Source organism: Paraburkholderia panacisoli (assembly GCF_008369935.1).
Taxonomy (GTDB): Bacteria; Pseudomonadota; Gammaproteobacteria; order Burkholderiales; family Burkholderiaceae; genus Paraburkholderia; species Paraburkholderia panacisoli.
Genome location: NZ_VTUZ01000001.1, coordinates 128,614 through 147,621, shown reverse-complemented (window position 1 = coordinate 147,621; position 19,008 = coordinate 128,614). Strand labels below are relative to the sequence as shown.

General features: G+C 65.1%; 14 protein-coding genes and 1 pseudogene. 10 read left to right on the top strand and 5 right to left on the bottom strand.

Features of this window, described 5'->3' with window-relative positions:
- Positions 1–23: 23 nt before the first annotated feature.
- Entirely contained in the window at positions 24–1,004 is a 981-nt protein-coding gene (locus FVF58_RS00650; protein WP_149668024.1) for a helix-turn-helix transcriptional regulator, read from the bottom strand.
- Between the two features lie 201 nt (positions 1,005–1,205).
- Here FVF58_RS00650 and FVF58_RS00645 point away from each other — a divergent pair, with 201 nt between their 5' ends.
- The 7 genes from FVF58_RS00645 (at position 1,206) to FVF58_RS00615 (ending at position 10,784) form a co-directional block, all read left to right on the top strand.
- Positions 1,206–1,673, top strand: coding sequence for a DUF4863 family protein (locus FVF58_RS00645; protein WP_149668023.1), 468 nt, complete (start codon positions 1,206–1,208; stop codon positions 1,671–1,673).
- Positions 1,674–1,693: 20 nt separating this feature from the next.
- Positions 1,694–3,289 carry a 3,4-dehydroadipyl-CoA semialdehyde dehydrogenase gene (locus FVF58_RS00640; protein WP_149668022.1) on the top strand — a complete coding sequence of 532 codons (1,596 nt, stop codon included), beginning with the start codon at positions 1,694–1,696 and terminating at the stop codon, positions 3,287–3,289.
- Between the two features lie 79 nt (positions 3,290–3,368).
- Entirely contained in the window at positions 3,369–4,985 is a 1,617-nt protein-coding gene (locus tag FVF58_RS00635) for a benzoate-CoA ligase family protein (RefSeq protein WP_149668021.1), read from the top strand.
- A gap of 8 nt (positions 4,986–4,993) precedes the next feature.
- Positions 4,994–5,851 (top strand): alpha/beta fold hydrolase, encoded by an 858-nt coding sequence (locus tag FVF58_RS00630; protein ID WP_149668020.1) that lies wholly within the window; start codon positions 4,994–4,996, stop codon positions 5,849–5,851.
- A 290-nt stretch (positions 5,852–6,141) separates the two neighbouring features.
- Positions 6,142–6,474 carry a hypothetical protein gene (locus FVF58_RS00625; RefSeq protein ID WP_149668019.1) on the top strand — a complete coding sequence of 111 codons (333 nt, stop codon included), beginning with the start codon at positions 6,142–6,144 and terminating at the stop codon, positions 6,472–6,474.
- Positions 6,475–6,524: 50 nt separating this feature from the next.
- Positions 6,525–8,645: a phosphocholine-specific phospholipase C gene (locus FVF58_RS00620; protein WP_149668018.1), complete on the top strand. Its 2,121-nt coding sequence runs from the start codon at positions 6,525–6,527 to the stop codon at positions 8,643–8,645.
- A gap of 339 nt (positions 8,646–8,984) precedes the next feature.
- A complete protein-coding gene (locus FVF58_RS00615) occupies positions 8,985–10,784 on the top strand; it encodes a methyl-accepting chemotaxis protein (protein ID WP_149668017.1) in 1,800 nt (599 codons plus the stop codon).
- Positions 10,785–10,856: 72 nt separating this feature from the next.
- Here the strand turns inward: FVF58_RS00615 and FVF58_RS00610 are convergent, their stop codons facing one another.
- From FVF58_RS00610 to FVF58_RS00600, 3 genes and pseudogenes are all read right to left on the bottom strand, one after another.
- Positions 10,857–11,237 carry a DUF5594 family protein gene (locus FVF58_RS00610; protein ID WP_149668016.1) on the bottom strand — a complete coding sequence of 127 codons (381 nt, stop codon included), beginning with the start codon at positions 11,235–11,237 and terminating at the stop codon, positions 10,857–10,859.
- 29 nt (positions 11,238–11,266) lie between these two features.
- Positions 11,267–11,437: pseudogene (locus FVF58_RS00605) on the bottom strand (ribbon-helix-helix domain-containing protein); the annotation flags it as partial.
- Between the two features lie 78 nt (positions 11,438–11,515).
- The gene (locus FVF58_RS00600; RefSeq protein ID WP_149668014.1) at positions 11,516–13,177 is read right to left on the bottom strand and encodes an acyl-CoA synthetase; all 1,662 of its coding nucleotides are present in this window, start codon (positions 13,175–13,177) and stop codon (positions 11,516–11,518) included.
- Positions 13,178–13,547: 370 nt separating this feature from the next.
- Here FVF58_RS00600 and FVF58_RS00595 point away from each other — a divergent pair, with 370 nt between their 5' ends.
- Positions 13,548–14,414 carry a hypothetical protein gene (locus FVF58_RS00595; protein WP_149668013.1) on the top strand — a complete coding sequence of 289 codons (867 nt, stop codon included), beginning with the start codon at positions 13,548–13,550 and terminating at the stop codon, positions 14,412–14,414.
- A gap of 75 nt (positions 14,415–14,489) precedes the next feature.
- Here FVF58_RS00595 and FVF58_RS00590 read toward each other — a convergent pair whose 3' ends face one another.
- Positions 14,490–15,398 carry a LysR family transcriptional regulator gene (locus tag FVF58_RS00590; protein ID WP_149668012.1) on the bottom strand — a complete coding sequence of 303 codons (909 nt, stop codon included), beginning with the start codon at positions 15,396–15,398 and terminating at the stop codon, positions 14,490–14,492.
- A gap of 180 nt (positions 15,399–15,578) precedes the next feature.
- Between FVF58_RS00590 and FVF58_RS00585 the strand changes: the two genes are divergently transcribed.
- The gene (locus FVF58_RS00585; protein WP_149668011.1) at positions 15,579–17,699 is read left to right on the top strand and encodes a 3-hydroxyacyl-CoA dehydrogenase NAD-binding domain-containing protein; all 2,121 of its coding nucleotides are present in this window, start codon (positions 15,579–15,581) and stop codon (positions 17,697–17,699) included.
- Positions 17,700–17,787: 88 nt separating this feature from the next.
- A complete protein-coding gene (locus tag FVF58_RS00580; protein ID WP_149668010.1) occupies positions 17,788–18,996 on the top strand; it encodes an acyl-CoA dehydrogenase family protein in 1,209 nt (402 codons plus the stop codon).
- Positions 18,997–19,008: the final 12 nt, after the last annotated feature.

Here is a 19,008-nt window from a genome sequence, read left to right as displayed (position 1 = left end):
AAACCCTGATCCCTCGTTGCAGGTCAACCCACCCGCACGTCGTCCGGCGATTCCGCCGCGAGGCGCGCGGCGAGCCGGTCGCGCAGTTGCAGGTAGGCGTCGGCCAGCGTTTTCTCGCTGGTGTCGAAGGTCATGTCGGCACGGCCGTACAACTCGCCACGGCCCGCCAGGATGCGCTTCAGGTCGTCCATCGCCTCCTTGTTGCCCGACATCGGCCGCAGATCGCCTTGCGCGACGACGCGGCGCATATGTTCTTCCGGCGTGGCCTGCAGCCACACGGTGAAGCAGTGCGACAGCAGCGCGTTGAACGTGCCCGACTCCGACACCAGCCCGCCCGGCGACGCGATCACCGCGCGCTCGTGCTCCTGAATCACGGCCTCGAGCGCACGATGTTCATAGCGCCGGTAAGCGCTCGCTCCATACAGCGAGTGAATCTCCGACGGCGGGCAGCCGGCCATCTGCTCGATCACGCGCGTCAACTCGACGAACGGCACCTTGCGTTCCTGCGCCAGCATCCGGCCGAAGGTCGATTTGCCCGCGCCGCGCAGACCGATCAGCGCGATCCGGTTCTTGCGATTCGGGTCGCGCGGCGCTTGCGCGAACATCTCGGCCAGCGCCACGCGGGCGCGCTGCAACGCGGCCTGATCGCGGCCTTGCAGCAGTTCGCGGATCAGCAGCCATTCGGCGGATGCGGTGGTTTCGTCGCCGATCACTTCGGCGAGCGAGCAGTTCAGCGCACCCGCGAGCTGCCGCAGGACCAGCACCGACGCGTTGCCGACCCCCGATTCCAGATTCGCCAGATGCCGTTCCGACAGGCCGGTTTCGCTGGCAAGCGTCTTGCGCGTCATGCCGCGCCGCGCGCGCAGCAGGCGCACCCGTTCGCCCATCGCGGTCAGAAACGGATCGCGCTCTTCGCGTTCGCCGCCGCGCTCCGCGGGCTCAGCGCGGTTCGTGTCGTCGGCGGCGGCCTCGCCCAGCGCCGCGGGTGAGTACTTTTGATTCATGTTTTACCACCTTGTGGCTGCGATATATGTACTATAGTGCTTGACACGCACCTGGTGAACGTTTAATTTTCGCCAAATATTGATCCAATAACAAACGCGGCCGAGCGCCTTCGGCAGCGTCATGGAGACTGCGCGGCAATACGCAGGCATTCGGGTGCCGAGGCACCCTGGCTGCGTGAGCGCGCTGATCTGGAGGCTCGCATGTCCCCACATGAATTCCAGCGCCTGATCGCGGGCGTCACTGAGCAACTTGCCGGCCGTCCGCTCGACGGCCAGCTCGCGGCATGGCTGAACGACACCTACCCGGCCGACAGCGCGACCTTCCGCGAACTCGCGAATGCGTGCCGCACCGGCGTCAAGGAAGGCTGGCTGTGCAACCGCGAAGGCGGCGGCATTCGCTACGGCCGCATCTTCAAGCCGCTGCCCGAGACCCACGGCTTTTCCGTCGACGTCGTCGATATGCAGGACATTGCCGGTCCGCATCACGTTCATCCGCACGGCGAGATCGATCTGATCATGCCGCTCACCGCAGGCGCGACGTTCGACGGCCACCCGGCCGGCTGGTGCGTGTACGGCCCCGGCTCCGCGCATCGCCCGACCGTCGCGAACGGTGAGGCGCTGGTGCTGTATCTGTTGCCGCAAGGCGCGATCGAATTCACTTCCGCCTGATTTCCCCCCTCGATACAGCCATGACCGAACTCCTGAAGAACCATGTCGCCGGCCAGTGGATCGCGGGCAGCGGCGTGGGCACGACGCTGACCGATCCGGTGACGGGCGAAGCGCTCGTGCGCGTGTCGAGCGATGGACTCAATCTCCCGCAGGCCTTCGGCTTTGCGCGCGACCAGGCCGGCGCCGCGCTGCGCGCGCTGACCTACGCGCAGCGCGCGGCGCGCCTTGGCCAAATCGTCAAGCTGCTGCAAGCCAAGCGTGACGACTACTATGCGATCGCCACCGCGAACTCCGGCACCACGCGCAATGACTCGGCGGTCGATATCGACGGCGGCATCTTTACTTTGTCGTACTACGCGAAACTCGGCGCATCGCTCGGCGACGTGCACGCGCTGCGCGAAGGCAACGCCGTGCCGCTGAGCAAGGATCAATCGTTCAGCGTCCAGCACGTGCTCGTGCCGACACGCGGCATTGCGCTCTTCATCAATGCGTTCAACTTTCCATCCTGGGGTCTGTGGGAAAAGGCGGCGCCCGCGCTGCTGTCGGGCGTGCCGGTCATCGTCAAGCCCGCCACGGCAACCGCGTGGCTCACGCAACGCATGGTCGCCGATGTGGTCGACGCGGGCATTCTGCCGGCCGGCGCGCTCTCCGTGATCTGCGGCAGCTCCGCGGGCCTGCTCGATCAGATTCAGCCCTTCGACGTGGTGTCGTTCACCGGCTCGGCGGACACCGCCGCCACCTTGCGCGCGCACCCGGCTTTCGTGCGGCACGGCGCGCGTCTGAACGTCGAGGCCGACAGTCTGAACAGCGCGATTCTGTGCGCCGATGCAACGCCCGACACTCCCGTGTTCGACTTGTTCATCAAGGAAGTGGTGCGCGAAATGACCGTGAAGTCCGGGCAGAAATGCACGGCGATCCGCCGCGCGTTCGTGCCGGAAGCCGCGCTCGAGGCTGTGCTCGATGCGCTCAACACGAAGCTCGCGAAAATCAGCGTCGGTAATCCGCGCAACGAAGCCGTGCGGATGGGCGCGCTCGTGAGCCGCGAGCAATACGAGAACGTGCTGGCCGGCATCGCCGCGTTGCGTGAGGAAGCGGTGCTCGCGTTCGACGGCTCGGCCGCACCGCTGATCGATGCGGACCCGGCGATCGCGGCTTGCGTCGGGCCGCATCTGTTCGTGGTGAATGATCCGGACAGCGCGACGCTGCTGCACGATGTCGAAGTATTCGGACCAGTCGCGACGGTGGCGCCCTATCGCGTCGCCGCCGACGCCAGCGGACTTCCTGAAGCGCACGCCGTCGCGCTCGCGCGACGTGGTCAGGGCTCGCTGGTCGCATCGATCTATTCGAACGACGATGCGCATTGCGGCCAGCTCGCGCTGGAACTCGCCGATTCGCACGGACGCGTGCATGCGATCTCGCCATCGGTCCAGCAAAGTCAGACCGGGCACGGCAACGTGATGCCGATGTCGCTGCATGGCGGCCCCGGCCGCGCGGGCGGCGGGGAAGAACTCGGCGGCTTGCGCGCGCTCGGTTTGTATCATCGGCGCTGCGCGGTCCAGGCGCCAGGCGCGGCCATCGACACACTGACGCAAACGACTCACCCCGCCATGGCCTAGCGGCACGAGGCGAGCAGCAAGCATCGCGCGGATCACGAGCACAAAACAGCCGGATCGCCCCCACCGATGGAGGAGACATATGGAATCCCTGCTGGAGACAGCTGCAAACCAGCCCACTGCGCAGCCCACCGCGCAGTCCGCGGCGACGGTCGCGCCGCCGCCCCCGCTATTCAATTTCGCCACGCATCTGTTCCGGTTGAATGAAGCGCGCGCCGGCAAGATCGCCTATATCGACGACACCGGCACCACCACTTACGGCGAACTCGAAGAACGCGCGCGCCGCTTCGCGACCGCGCTGCGCACGCTCGGCGTGCATCCCGAGGAACGCGTGCTGCTCGTGATGCTCGATACCGTCGCATTGCCGATCGCGTTTCTCGGCGCACTGTATGCGGGCGTCGTGCCGGTGGTCGCGAATACGTTGCTCAGCCCCGCCGACTATGTGTACATGCTCACGCACAGTCACGCGCGCGCCGTCATCGCGTCGGGGGCGTTACTGCCGAACGTCACCGAGGCGATGGCTAGCGTCGAACATGACGGCTGCCAGCTGATCGTCTCTGAACCGCTCGACGGCACGCCGCCTTCGGCGCCCCGGCTGAACCAGCTGATCGACGCCGCCGAACCGGCCGTCAAGGCCTGCGCGAGCAGTGGCGACGACATCGCGTTCTGGCTGTATTCGTCCGGCTCGACCGGCAAGCCGAAAGGCACAGTCCACACGCATGCGAATCTGTACTGGACCGCCGAGTTGTACGCCAAGCCGGTGCTGGGGATCGTTGAAAGCGACGTGGTGTTTTCGGCGGCCAAACTGTTCTTTGCGTACGGGCTCGGCAACGCGCTGACCTTTCCGCTGTCGGTCGGCGCCACCGCCGTCCTGATGGCGGAGCGCCCCACCGCCGACGCGATTTTCGCGCGTCTCGTACGGCATCGTCCGACCATTTTCTATGGCGTGCCCACGCTGTACGCGAGCATGCTGGTGTCACCCAACCTGCCCGCGCGCGCCGATGTAGCGATGCGGGTGTGCGCGTCGGCGGGCGAAGCCTTGCCGCGTGAAATCGGCGAGCGCTTCACCGCGCACTTCGGCGCCGAGATTCTCGACGGCATCGGCTCGACCGAGATGCTGCATATCTTTCTGTCGAATCGCGGCGGCGAAGTCGAGTACGGCACGACCGGCCGTCCGGTGCCGGGCTACGAAGTGGAGCTGCGCGACGAAGCCGGTCATCCGGTGCCCGATGGCGAAATCGGCGATCTGTTTATCAAGGGGCCGAGCGCGGCGCTGATGTACTGGAGCAATCGCGAGAAGTCGCGCGCGACGTTTCTCGGCGAATGGATTCGCAGCGGCGACAAGTATCGCCGGCTGCCGAATGGCTGCTACGTGTACGCGGGCCGCAGCGACGACATGCTGAAAGTCAGCGGCCAGTACGTGTCGCCCGTCGAGGTGGAGATGGTGCTCGTGCAGCACAATGCGGTGCTCGAAGCGGCGGTGGTCGGCGTCGATCACGGCGGCCTCGTGAAGACCCGCGCGTTCGTCGTATTGAAGCGCGACTTCGCGCCGTCTGAGATACTCGCGGACGAGTTGAAGGCCTTCGTCAAGGCACGGCTCGCGCCGCACAAGTATCCGCGCGACATCGTCTTCACCGACGATTTGCCCAAGACCGCCACCGGCAAAATTCAACGCTTCAAACTGCGCGAACTGTCATAAGGTGATCCATGCAGAACCCCGCCCTTGCCGCCGCTGCTGCCGCCGCTGTCACACCCGCGGCCAGCAGTTTCGCTGAACTTCCCGCTGCGGCTTCGCACGGCCCGTTGCGCATCGAGTATCGCTGGGTCAACGAGACGGCCGCCGATGCGCCGATCGCCGTGTTCCTGCACGAAGGGCTCGGCTCGATCGCAATGTGGCGCGACTGGCCGCAGACGTTGTGCGAGCGGCTCGGCATGCGGGGACTGGTTTATTCGCGGCCCGGCTACGGACTGTCCACGCCGCGCGCGCGTGATGTGAAATGGCCCGTCCATTTCATGACGGACCAGGCGCGCGACATTCTCCCCGCTCTGCTCAACGCGCTCGCTATCGACACGCGCGAGCGCAAGCGCATGTGGGTCGTCGGCCATAGCGACGGCGGCTCGATCGCGCTGCTGTACGCGGCGCTGCATCCCGACGAACTGGTGGGCGCGGTGGTGATCGCACCGCATGTGTTCGTCGAAGACATCTCGGTGGAGAGCATCGCGCAGACGAAGCAGCTCTACGAAACCACGGACTTGCGCGCGAAGCTCGGCCGCTATCACGCCGATGTCGATTCAGCGTTCTATGGCTGGAACGATATCTGGTTGAACCCCGCGTTCAGGCAGTGGTCGATTACGGCGGAACTGGCGTCGATCCGCCAGCCGCTGCTCGCGATACAGGGCCACGACGACAACTACGGGACGATGGCGCAGATCGATACGATCGCCGCTCGTGTGCCGCAAGCGCAGCTCGTCAAGCTCGACGCTTGCGGACATTCGCCGCATCGGGATGCGCCCGGTCAGTTGAATGATGCGATTGCGGCCTTTGTTTCGTCGCAACGACAGTGACTATGGCGACATTCAGCGCAAAGGTCGCTGCAACAGGAAACAGTCAACCACTCCAAACGCAACCCGCCCTCAAACTCTGAAGCGCGCGCGCCGTCGCCGCGTCTGAACTGCGACCGTCAAGCCGCACTATCGCCGCCGCCCTCGCCCGCCCAACGGGCAGCGGCATCAGCGCCCGCCTGTTTCCTCACCCTTTCTTCATAAAACTTACACAGGTAAGCGACTATGCTGCCGCATCGCTGACCTCGGCACATGGATGCCCTGGCGCCCATCCCCGTGCCGGAGACGTTGTCATGCCCTCTGTGTGGAAGTCCTCACTCGCGTTGCAGCGCAAACGTTTGGCGTCTGCGCTGATCGCCGCTTCGCTATGCGCGCTGATTGGCGCATGTGACAACGATGCGACCGATGACCATGCAACAAACACGGGCACGCCCGGCTCGGCGGACAGCCTCGCCGACCACGGCAACCCAGCGGCAATGGCATCTGCAAACTCATTGCAGGCCGAATCCGCGCCGCCCGCGCTCACGATTCAAACCCCAGCACTGCCCGCGTCAAACACCGGCGCGCCACTATCCACCGCCGCCACGGCACCGCTCGCCACGCCTGTGATCCATACCGTGGATTGAGTTCCGCGCCGCCTGTATCGTTCGTCAACCGAAGATCGAAAGCCAAAACCATGACCTCAAAAAATCGCCGTGATTTTCTGCGCTCCGCCGCGCACGCCGCTGGTTCCGCTACCGCGCTGAGCATGTTGCCGCTGGGCATTCGCAACGCGCTTGCCATTCCGGCCAACAACCGGACCGGCTCGATTCGCGACGTCGAACACATCGTCGTGCTGATGCAGGAAAACCGTTCCTTCGATCACTACTTCGGCACGCTCAAAGGCGTACGCGGTTTCGGCGACACGCGCACGATCAATCTGCCGAATGGCAAGCCGGTGTGGTATCAACCGCTCGCGGCGGATGCCGCCAACTCAGATTTCGTGCTGCCGTTCCGTCCTACCGCGCCGAACCTGGGCCTGCAGTTCCTGCAGGATCTCGCGCACGACTGGGACAGCACGCATGCGGCCTGGAACGGCGGCCGCAACGACCAGTGGGTGCCCGCCAAGGGCTCGACGACGATGGCCTACCTCACGCGCGACGACATCCCGTTTCACTATCAGCTCGCCGACGCGTTCACGATCTGCGACGCGTACCACTGCTCGCTGATGGGCCCGACGGACCCGAACCGCTACTACATGTGGAGCGGCTGGGTGGGCAACGACGGCAACGGCCGCGGTCCGGTGATCGACAACTCGGAACTCGGCTACAGCTGGTCCACTTATCCGGAAGTGCTGCAGAACGCGGGCATCTCGTGGAAGATCTATCAGGACATCGGCAACGGTCTCGACGCCAACGGTTCGTGGGGCTGGACGCAGAACCCGTACATCGGCAACTACGGCGACAACTCGCTGCTCTACTTCAACCAGTATCGCACCGCGCAGCCCGGCAATCCGCTCTACGACAACGCGCGCACCGGCACCAACGCTGCCAAAGGCGACGGCTACTTCGACATTCTCAAGCGCGACGTGCAGAACAACACGCTGCCGCAAGTGTCGTGGATCGTCGCGCCCGAAGCGTATTCGGAGCATCCGAACTGGCCTTCGAATTACGGCGCGTGGTACATCGATCAGGTCCTGCAGATTCTCACGTCGAATCCCGATGTGTGGAGCAAGACCGTGCTGCTGATCAACTACGACGAGAACGACGGCTTCTTCGATCACATCGCGCCGCCTTTCGCGGCGGCTTCGAACGCCAACGGCCTGTCCACCGTCGACATCAGCAACGAAATCTATCCGGGCGACCCGAAAACGGCCGCGGCCCCCTACGGACTCGGACCGCGTGTGCCGATGCTGGTCGTGTCGCCGTGGTCGAAAGGCGGCTACGTGTGCTCGGAAACGTTCGACCATACGTCGGTGATCCGCTTCATCGAAAAGCGTTTCGGCCATCAACACAACCTCGGCGAATCGAACATCACGCCGTGGCGTCGCGCGGTGTGCGGCGATTTGCTGTCGGCGTTCAATTTCAGCAATCCGAACGACACGTGGCCGACCCTGCCGAGCACGAGCGCCTACGTGCCACCCAATCAGAATCGCCAGAAGGACTACGTACCGCAACCGCCGTCCGCGCAGGCGCTGCCGAAGCAGGAAGCCGGCGTGCGCCCCGCGCGCGCGTTGCCGTACGAACTGTTCGTGCGCGTGCACGGCGACGGCTCGGCGAAGCAGTTGACGATGCGCTTCGTCAACACCGGCCGCGCCGGCGCGGTGTTCCTCGTGTACGCCGTGCAGAGTGCCGACGCGCCGCGCACCTATACGGTCGAAGCCGGCAAGCGGCTGCAGGATCAGTTGCCGTTGAATGCCGACGGCAGCTACGACTTCACCGTGCACGGACCGAACGGCTTTCTGCGGCGTTTCGCGGGCAAAGCGGTTGCGCGCAACTGGTGGAACGGCTCGGACATCGCGCGGCCGGAAATCGCCGAGGGTTACGACGTAGCGAACGGTAATCTGCAACTGCGGCTGGAAAACGTGGGCAGCGCGCGTTGCCGGTTCACGATCGTCAACGCGTACGACGCAAACAACGCGATCAGGCATGCGGTGCGCGGCGGCGATTCCGAACGGCTCTACCTCGATCTGCGCAATGCGCACGGCTGGTACGACCTCGCGATCACGGTCGATACCGACACGGCGTTCGTGTGGCGCCTCGCCGGCCATGTGGAGACTGGTGAGAGCAGCATGAGCGATCCGGCGCTGGGCAGTTGAGCATCGGGCACGCAGCCGACCGGCCAAATGAACGGCCGCCGCCGGCTTCGCGGTGCATAGCGTAGCGACGAACGCGTCGCGTTATTGCTGGTTGAATACAGCGCCTGGTGAGCGTATGCCGCCGGGCGCTGTTTCTTTTCAGCGACCGCTCAAAACAGCGGCGCGCGAAAAAACATTCAGCGCCGCGCGCCGCCGCACGCGGCTCGCCACACAACATCCGCAACCGCAAGCTGCGGAACGCACGCCACGCTCAAGTCCGCCGCGCCCAGGCCGTATACCTTGGCTGAGGCTCCCGCCTCGCCGACTTTGGCTCACTGCTCACTCCGAAAGACTCCCCACATGTTCACGTCCATTCGCGCGCGCATCGTCGCCCTGTGCGTCGCTATCGTTATGGTTGCGCTCGCTGCCAACGCGATCCTCAACTATGCCGTCGCCGATTCGTATAACACCGACTCCATCGCCAGCAACCTGAGTGCGGTCGAAAGCGGTCACGCGAACGGGATCGGCGACTGGGTCGCCGCCAACAGCCAGATGATCGACTCGCTGCAGGACGCGGTGCTGCAGCCCGATCCGTCCGCGGCGTTGAAGCAGATCGCCGCAGCCGGCCGCTTCACCAACGTATATGTCGGCTATGCCGACAAGACCGCGAAGTTCTCCGACGCGACCGGCATCCCACCCGTCTACGATCCGACCGGCCGCCCCTGGTACAAGCAGGCGGCCGCAGCGGGCAAACCGGTGGTGACGCCGCCCTACGTCGACGTGGGCACCGGCAAACTGGTGGTCGCGTTCGCCGCGCCGGTGGTGCGCGACGGCGCGGTGAAGGCGGTCGTCTCCGGCGACGTCGCGATGGACAGCGTGATCGCCAACGTCAAGGCGATTCATCCGACGCCGGCAAGCTTCGGCATGTTGATCGACGCGAGCGGCCACATCGTCGCGCATCCGGATGCGAAGCTGACGTTAAAGCCCGTGTCCGACCTCGTGCCGGCCCTCACCGGCGACAAGCTCGTCGCGCTCTTTGGCGCCGACCATCCGCTCGAAATGGACGTGAACGGCAGCGCGAAACTGTTGCGCGCCCAGGCCATCCCCGGCACCGACTGGTACGCGCTCGTCGCGCTCGACAAAACCGAAGCGACCGCCGCCATGCGCTCGATGCTGACCACGTCGGTGATCGCGCTGCTCGTGATCGCCGGCATCGCCGCCGCGATCGTGGCCGCCGTCACGGCCGTGTCGTTCCAGCGCCTGTCGAAAGTGCGCGACGCGATGGACGCGATCGGCTCCGGCGCAGGCGATCTCACGCAACGGCTGCCCGCTGTCGGCCATGACGAAGTCGCGCAGATCGCGCGTTCGTTCAACACCTTCATCGACAAACTGAGCCGCGTGATGCGGCAGATTCGCGACGCCAGCGAGTCGGTGCGGGTCGCCGCGAATGAAATCGCGTCGGGCAATGTCGATCTGTCGGGCCGTACCGAATCGGCGGCGGCCAGCTTGCAGCAAACCGCCGCGTCGATGGAGGAAATCACGTCGACGGTCACGCAGTCGGCCAGCGCCGCGAAACAGGCCGACGACAGCGCGGTGTCCGCCTCCCAGGTCGCTTCGCGCGGCGGCGTGGTGATCGGCGAAGTGATCACCACGATGGGCGAGATCCAGCACGCGTCGGTGAAGATTGCCGACATCATCGGCGTGATCGACGGGATTGCGTTTCAGACCAACATTCTCGCGTTGAACGCGGCGGTGGAAGCCGCGCGCGCCGGCGAACAGGGCCGCGGTTTCGCCGTGGTGGCGGGTGAAGTGCGCAGCCTCGCGCAACGCAGCGCGCAGGCCGCGAAAGAGATCAAGGCGTTGATCGAAGCGACCGTCGCGAGCGTGACGTCGGGCTCGGGTCAGGTGCGCCAGGCCGGCGAAACGATGACGGAAATCGTCACCAACGTCGCGAGCGTGACGACTATCATTTCCGAAATCACCCAGGCGGCCAACGAACAGACGCGTGGCATTCAGGAAGTGAATCGTGCGGTCGGCCAGCTCGACGAGATGGTTCAGCAGAATGCGGCGCTGGTCGAGGAATCGACAGCGGCGGCGGCTGCGTTGCAAAGCCAGGCGATGAGTCTCGCCAGCGCGGTTACGCAGTTCAAGCTGGATTAAGGCGGCTGGGCAACGATTGTCGCGATTGCGGGTGACCGGGTGGTGCGCGTGACCCGGCGCTCATCACGCCGCTCACGACTCGAAGTCGAGCCCGCCGATCAATGCCACGGGTTCGCCTTGCGTATGCGACAGGAAATCGAGTTCACGCGCGTGGGTCCACGCGCTCAGCTTGCGCGGCAGCGCGGCGAGATATCTGGCGAAGCGCGTCTGCCCCTGCGCATCCATCAACCTCTCGATCTCGTCGCTGTCCCAGGTCAGATACAGATTCAACGGATGCGGATAGTGGCCCAGTTTGTCGAGCGGCGCCGCGTAGATCCGCACGCGAGTGGGATGCCCCGGCCCGCCGTAGGGCAGCACTTCGGTATGCACGGTGGCCGCAAAACAGGCGGCTATGGCCTCGGCGATACGAGGCGCAAACTGTTGATCGAAACGGGCGGCATTCTCCGGACGCATCTGTGTCTCCGACGGTATGCTATGCGCAATCAGCGGAGCATCGTAGCATGCGGCCCTTCTCCTTCCGTGCGCAACGACAGATAGCGCAGACAGCACACCCGCAAAAACGACGCGAAATTGCTCGGCATCCCGCCACGCAGCGCAATCAGTTCGTCATAAAGCTTCACGACGAACTGGCTGGTCGTCACGCCCTCGCGCGCAAACGGCAATGCACGTGACACCGCCCCTGGTTTCGATGCAACAGCCATGGCTGGCGGGGGGCGTTCAGCGCGCGGCGTTCAATTCTTTGCAGCGGGACCCTGCGCATCCTGCACGAGCCCCTCGCGCAACGTCTTGCGGATCACCTTGCCCGTCGCCGTCAACGGCAGGCTCTCGACAAAGCGGATCTCGCGCGGATACTCATGCGCGGCCAGACGCGTTTTGACATGCTGCTGAATCTCCCGCACCAACGCTTCATCGCCGACGAAGCCAGGCTTGAGCACCACGAACGCCATCACGATTTCAGTGCGCTCGCGATCCGGTGCGCCGATCACCGCGGCCATCGAGACCGCAGGATGACGCAGCAGCGAATCCTCGATCGACGCCGGTCCGATCCGGTAGCCGGCGCTCGTGATCACGTCGTCGCCACGGCCGACGAAGCGGATGAAGCCGTCCGCGTCGCACATGCCGAGATCGCCGGTCAACAGAAACTGGCCGCGGAATTTTTCGCGCGTCGCCGGCTCGTTGCGCCAGTAGCCGAGGAACATCACCGGATCGGGCGCGGCCACCGCGATATCGCCGATCGCGCCAGGCGGCAGTTCGTTGCCGTTCGCATCGACGATGGCAACGCGATGCCCCGGCACCGCGCGGCCGATCGCGCCGAAGCGCGGCTCGAACAGCGCCGCGCACGACGACACCACGACGTTGCATTCGGTTTGCCCATAGAACTCGTTGATCGTCACGCCCAGCGCCTGGCGGCCCCAGCCGACCAGTTCCTCACCGAGCGATTCGCCGCCGCTCGCGACCGAGCGCAGCGCGAGCGTCCAGCGCTCGGGCCGCTCGACGCCGCGCATCATCTTCAGCGCGGTCGGCGGCAGGAACGTATGCGAGACCGCGTGACGCGCGAGCAGATCGAACGCGGCCTCGCCGTCGAATTTCGCAAAGCGGCGCGCGAGCACGGCGACGCCGTGATGCCACGACGGCAGCAGCACGTCGAACAGGCCGCCGATCCACGCCCAGTCCGCCGGCGTCCACATCAGCGTGGCGTGAGCGGGGAAGCCCTGCTGCGAGATCTCGACACCCGGCAGATGGCCGAGCAGGACGCGGTGTCCGTGCAACGCGCCCTTCGGTTTGCCGGTCGTGCCCGACGTGTAGATGATGATCGCGGGATCGTCTGCGCCGGTGTCGGCCGGCGTAAAGTCGGCAGATGCGCTTTCGAGCGCGTGCCAGAACGAACGCACCGGTGCGGCCGGTTCCGCATGATCCTGTTCGGCGTCCACGCTAAAAACGCTGCGCAACTTGGGCAACGCCGCGCGGATCTCGTCGATCTTCTGCACGCCCGCGTGATCGGTGATCAGCGCGACGGCGCCGCTGTCGCCGAGACGATGCTCGATCGCATCGACACCGAACAGCGCAAACAGCGGCACGGCCACCATGCCCGCCTTGTATGCGGCGAGATGCGCGATGGCCGTTTCGATCGATTGTGACAGGAAGATGCCGACGCGGTCGCCGCGTTGCGCGCCGCTCGCCTGCAGTGCGTTCGCGAAGCGGTCGGACAGCGTCTTCAGCTGGTCGAACGTGTAGTGCGTGGCGCGGCCGTCGGCGTCTTCGTAGATCAGCGCGAGCCGGCCCGAACCGTCGGCCCATTTGTCGCACACGTCGACGCCGATGTTGTAGCGCGCCGGAATGCGCCATGCGAAGTTTGCCGTCAGTGAATCGTAGGTCTGGCCTTCGAGGTTCATCAATGTCTCCTTCGTGTCGCTATGTGGTTTGCGCGGTCCTGGCGCGCAAGTTGCGCTGCATGCACCGTTGGATTCGATCGTACGCTTCGCGCTTCGCGCCCGCGCGCGTCGAGGTCGCGACACGGCGCACCGAAACATCGTACCCATGCACCACTGAACTCGGCACGTATGACATTCGCTACTTGCTTTCAGACCGCGCTTGCTACCCCACTTCAACGTTTCGCGACAACGCGTGTGCAATTACGGCCTAGTGTCTGTTCAGTGCAATCCGCTCGCGTAGTATCCGGCAGAGTAGCTGTGCCCGGAGCCTTGCGCCTGTCATAGGTGCACGGCGGCGCGCATCATGCGGAGTGGCCTCTCTGGATACGCTATGAGCCAGGCAAGATTTGCGTCGTTTTGGCATGGCCCCGAATTCTCGCCGTATGAAGTGGCGAGTCTGACTTCGTTCACCGCTTATGGCAGCGCGGTGTCGCTCTACAGTTACGAGGCGATCAAGCACCTGCCGGCCGGCGTGATGGCGAAAGACGCGCGCGAAATTCTGCCGCCTGATGCGCTGAACGATTTCCCGATTAAAGGCGTGCCTTCTATCGCGCATTTCTCGGATTACTTCCGTTACGCGATGTTCACGAAGTCGGACGAGATCTGGATCGATACCGACATGTTGCTGCTGCGGGATTTCGACCTCGATGCCCCCGGCGACCTGATCGGCAGGGCGACAGCCAACAGCCTCGGCACGGCGCTGCTGCGCCTCGGCCCGAAAGACCCGCGTTTGCAAGAGTTGCGCCAGCGGATCGAGGCAATGAAGCGGACCGACACCCGTTGGGGCGACACGGGTCCGCGCCTTCTGACCGCCGTCTACGGCATACGGGCCGGCTTGCCCGGAAGCCTCTTCTACCCCGTGCATATCGACGACTACTACAAGGTGTTTCTGCCGCGGTATCTGGACGAGTGTTCGGCGTGGTGCGCTAACTCATACGCACTGCACCTCTGGAACAATTGCCTCATCAAGATGGGAGTGTTCAACCGCATTGGACCGCCGGCCGGTTCGTTCCTGCATCAGCTATTTGCCGGGACAGGCGTAAACGCTTTATTCCGCGAGTTCTATCCGGCCGACGTGATGCAGACGATGATCGACAACGCGGTCGAGAAAGTCGGACGCGACGAAGGCGTGCGCAAGCTGTTGCAAGTCGGCGTGCCGTTGATCAGAACGGCGATCGGACGCAAGCTGGGTGGGTGAGTCGGGCAGCGCTTCGATTGCGACACGTCACATCCGGCAGCGAGCTTGCCCCCTTCACTTCCACCACCCCGGCAATCAGGCCGCCGCGCCTCGACCAGTCCCATGCGCCTGCTGCAAGATAAACTCGATAAATGTCGCGGCCGCACGCGTGTGATGCCGGTTCGGCATATAGAGCATGTACATATGCGTGCCGAAAATGCTCAGGCGCCATTCATCGAGCGCCGTCACCACGTCGCCGCGTTTCAGGTCGTCCTGCACCACATAGTCGGGTACGATCCCCACCCCCAAACCGGCCAGCACCGCCTGGCGCAAGAACAGAAAATTCTCGGAGATGATGGCCGGCTCCAGCAGCACTTCGTGCCGCTCGTCGCGCAGATAAGCGGCCACGCGCAACTGCCTGCCGACCACCGCCGCCGTGATCAGCGGCGCGGTGCGCAGATCGTCGAGCTTCGCGGGCATCCCGTGCGTTTGCGCAAAAGCGGGCGACGCGCACGCCACGTAACTCACCGGCCCCATATCGCGCGCGACCAGATTTTGTGGCGGCTCGGACATCACCCGCACCGCGATGTCGACTTCGTCGCGCATCAGGTCCTCGACGCGGTTCTCGAACATCACGTCCAGCACGATGCCGGGATACAGCCGCTTGAACGCGATCAGCCAGTCGGACATCACGATCTGGCCGTAGCCGCTCGGCACACTGAGCCGCACGCGGCCCTGCAGGCTTTTGCCGAGCATCGTGACGGACTCGCGCGCGGCGAGCAGCGCGTTCTGGATGGTGCGGCCATGTTCGTAGAGCTGCAGACCGATTTCGGTCGGTTCGACCCGGCGCGTGGTGCGCCTGACCAGTTGCAGCCCGATCGAGCGCTCCAGCTGATTCAGGTGGTAGCTGACGTTCGCGCGGCTCATTTTCAGCCGCCGCGCGGCTTCGCTCAGGTTGCCGGCGTCGAGGATGTCCACCAGCAAGGTCAGGGAATTGACGTCCATCGCAGCGCCTTTGTCAAAATAATTTTGACAGTCTGTCAACCGTCCATGTAATTGTCAACGAACCTTGACCGATCCACAATCGGGACAATTCGCCAAGCCCCCGCCGGCCTCGCCCGAGGCGCGGTCCGGCATTCGCTTGAGCCCCTGCTTCAACCCCGATAACAGTCAGGAGACGACATCATGACCCTCAACCCTTCGACCGACGTTGTCACACGTGAATTGCGCGGCAAGGTGCTGCTGGTGACCATCGACCACGCGCCGGTCAACGCGCTGTCCGCCGACGTGCGGCGGGGCCTGCTCGCCGCGATCGAAGCCGCCGACGCCGAGCGCGCCGTCGAGGCCGTGCTGATCGTCGGCGCGGGCCGCAACTTCATCGCGGGCGCGGATATTCGCGAGTTCGGCAAGCCGCCGGTGCCACCTTCGCTGCCGGACGTGTGCAACCGCATCGAGGCGTGCACGAAACCGGTCGTCGCCGCGATTCACGGCGCCGCGCTCGGCGGTGGCCTGGAAGTCGCGCTCGCGGCGCACTACCGGATCGCCGTCGACGGCGCGAAGCTCGGCTTGCCCGAAGTGCAACTCGGCCTGCTGCCGGGCGCGGGCGGCACGCAGCGCACGCCGCGTTTGATTGGCGCGGCCGCGGCCCTCGATCTGATCCTCAGCGGCCGGCATGCTGGCGCGAAAGAAGCGCTGGCGCTGGGCCTCATCGACCGGCTGGGCAGTAGCGGCGACATCCTCGCCGAAGGGCTTGCCTATGCGCACGAACTGCTGGCCGCGCACGCGCCGGTGCGCCGCACCCGCGACGCCGCGGCGCTTCATGATCGCGCCGCGAGCCTCGCCGCCGTCGCAACGGCACGCGCGGAAACCGCGAAGAAGTCGCGCGGACTGTTCTCGCCGCTGAAGATCGTCGAGGCCGTCGAAGCCGCGATCGAACAGCCATTCGAGGAAGGCCTGCGGCTCGAACGCAAACTGTTCCTGCAATGTATCGACAGCCCGCAGCGCGCGGGGCTGATTCACGCGTTCTTTGCCGAGCGCGAAGTGGTGAAGGCGCCGGAAACGCGTGACGCCAAACCACGCGCGCTCGACAAGATCGGCGTGGTGGGCGGCGGCACGATGGGCGCGGGCATCGCGGTCGCGGCGCTCGACGCGGGCCTGCCGGTGACGATGATCGAACGCGACGACGAGTCGCTCGCACGCGGTCGCGCGCACATCGAGAAAGTCTACGACGGCCTGATCGCCAAGGGCCGCCTGAGCGCGGAGAAAAAGGCGGACATCATGACGCGCTGGAGCGGCAGCACGTCATACGACGCGCTCGCCGACGCCGACCTCGTGATCGAGGCCGTGTTCGAAGACCTCGCGGTGAAGAAGGCCGTGTTCGCCGAACTGGATCGCGTGTGCAAAGCGGGCGCGGTGCTCGCGACCAACACGTCGTATCTCGACATCGACGCGGTCGCGGCCAGCATCTCGCGCCCGGCCGACGTGATCGGCCTGCACTTCTTCTCGCCGGCCAACATCATGAAGCTGCTCGAAGTGGTAGTGCCGAAGCAGGTCAGCGCCGACGTGGTCGCCACCGCGTTCGAACTCGCGAAGAAGCTGCGCAAGACGCCGGTGCGCGCGGGCGTGTGCGACGGCTTCATCGGCAACCGCGTGCTCGCCGTGTATCGCAGCGCCGCGGACGCGATGATGGAAGACGGCGCATCGCCGTATCAGATCGACGCCGCCGTGCGCGCCTTCGGCTTTCCGATGGGGCCGTTCCAGGTGGTCGACCTCGCGGGCGGCGACATCGGCTGGGCCGCGCGTAAGCGCCGCGCGGCCACCCGCAACCCCGCGGCACGCTACGTGCAGATTGCCGACCGCCTGTGCGAGCGCGGCTGGTTCGGCCAGAAGACCGGGCGCGGTTTTTATCTGTACCCCGAAGGTTCGCGCAGCGGCGCGCCCGACCCGGAAGTCGAGACGATCATCGACGCGGAACGTGCCCGCGCGGGTATCACGCCGCGCACGTTCACCGACGAAGAGATCGTGCGCCGCTACATGGCCGCGATGATCAACGAAGGCGCGAACGTCGTGCATGAAGGCATCGCGCTGCGGCCGCTGGATGTCGACGTGACCTTCCTGTACGGCTACGGCTTTCCGCGTTATCGCGGCGGCCCGATGAAATATGCGGACATGGTCGGCCTGCCGAAGATTCTCGCCGACATCCGCGAGTTCGCCAAAGAGGACCCGCTGTTCTGGCAAGCGTCGCCGTTGCTGGTCGACCTCGTGGAGCGCGGCGCCGATTTCGCGAGCCTCAACCAGACGGCCTGAAACGGCTCATCATCTTGTGGATCAGGACCGCGCGCGCATGGCGCGCACCGGTCCGCTCCCCGCTCACTCCAACACGGAACAACCCGCCATGGACCTGAACTTCACCCCGGAAGAAGAAGCCTTTCGCGCCGACGTGCTGGCGTTCCTGCGCGACAAGCTCCCGCAGCGTCTCGCCGACAAAGTGCATGGCGGCCGCCGTCTCACGCGCGACGACATGGCCGAATGGCACGCGATTCTCAACGCCCAAGGCTGGCTCGCCAATCACTGGCCCAAAGAGTACGGCGGCCCGGGCTGGAACGCGGTGCAGAAATTCATCTTCGAAAACGAATGCGCGCTGGCCGGCGCGCCGCGCGTGGTGCCGTTCGGCGTCAACATGCTCGGCCCGGTGCTGATCAAATACGGCAGCGAAGCGCAGAAGCGCCATTGGCTGCCGCGCATTCTCGATGGCTCCGACTGGTGGTGCCAGGGCTATTCGGAACCGGGCGCCGGCTCCGATCTCGCGTCGGTCAAAACCACCGCCGTGCGCGGCACCGATGCGCAAGGCGAGCACTACATCGTCAACGGACAGAAGACGTGGACCACGCTCGGGCACTACGCGAACATGATCTTCTGCCTCGTGCGCACCGCGACCGACGTGCGCAAGCAGGAAGGCATCAGTTTTGTGCTGATCGACATGCATACGCCCGGCGTCGAAGTGCGCCCGATCATCACGCTCGACGGCGAGCACGAAGTCAACGAAGTGTTCTTCACCGACGTGCGCGTGCCGGCGGCGAATCTCATCGGCGAAGAGAACAAGGGCTGGACCTACGCGAAGTATCTGCTCACGTATGAGCGCACGAATATCGCGGGCGTCGGCTTTTCGGTGGCCGCCTTCAATCGGCTGCGCAAGATCGCCGCCAGGCAGCGCCGCAACGGCAAGCCTTTGGCGCAAGACCCGGCATTCGCGGCACGTATGGCGCGCGTCGAGATCGACCTGGAGAACATGAAGACCACCAACCTGCGCGTGATCGCGGCCGTGGCGGGCGGCGGCGTGCCCGGCGCCGAAAGTTCGATGCTGAAGATTCGCGGCACCGAGATCCGCCAGGAAATCTCGTCGCTCACGCGCCGCGCGATGGGCCAGTATGCGCAGCCGTTCGTCGAGGAAGCCTTGCATGACGGCTTCGAAGGCACGCCGGTCGGCCCCGAAGAAGCCGCGAGCGCCGCATCGCTCTACTTCAACAACCGCAAGCTGTCGATCTTCGGCGGCTCGAACGAAATCCAGAAGAACATCATTTCCAAAATGATCCTGGGACTGTAAGGGGCGCACGTC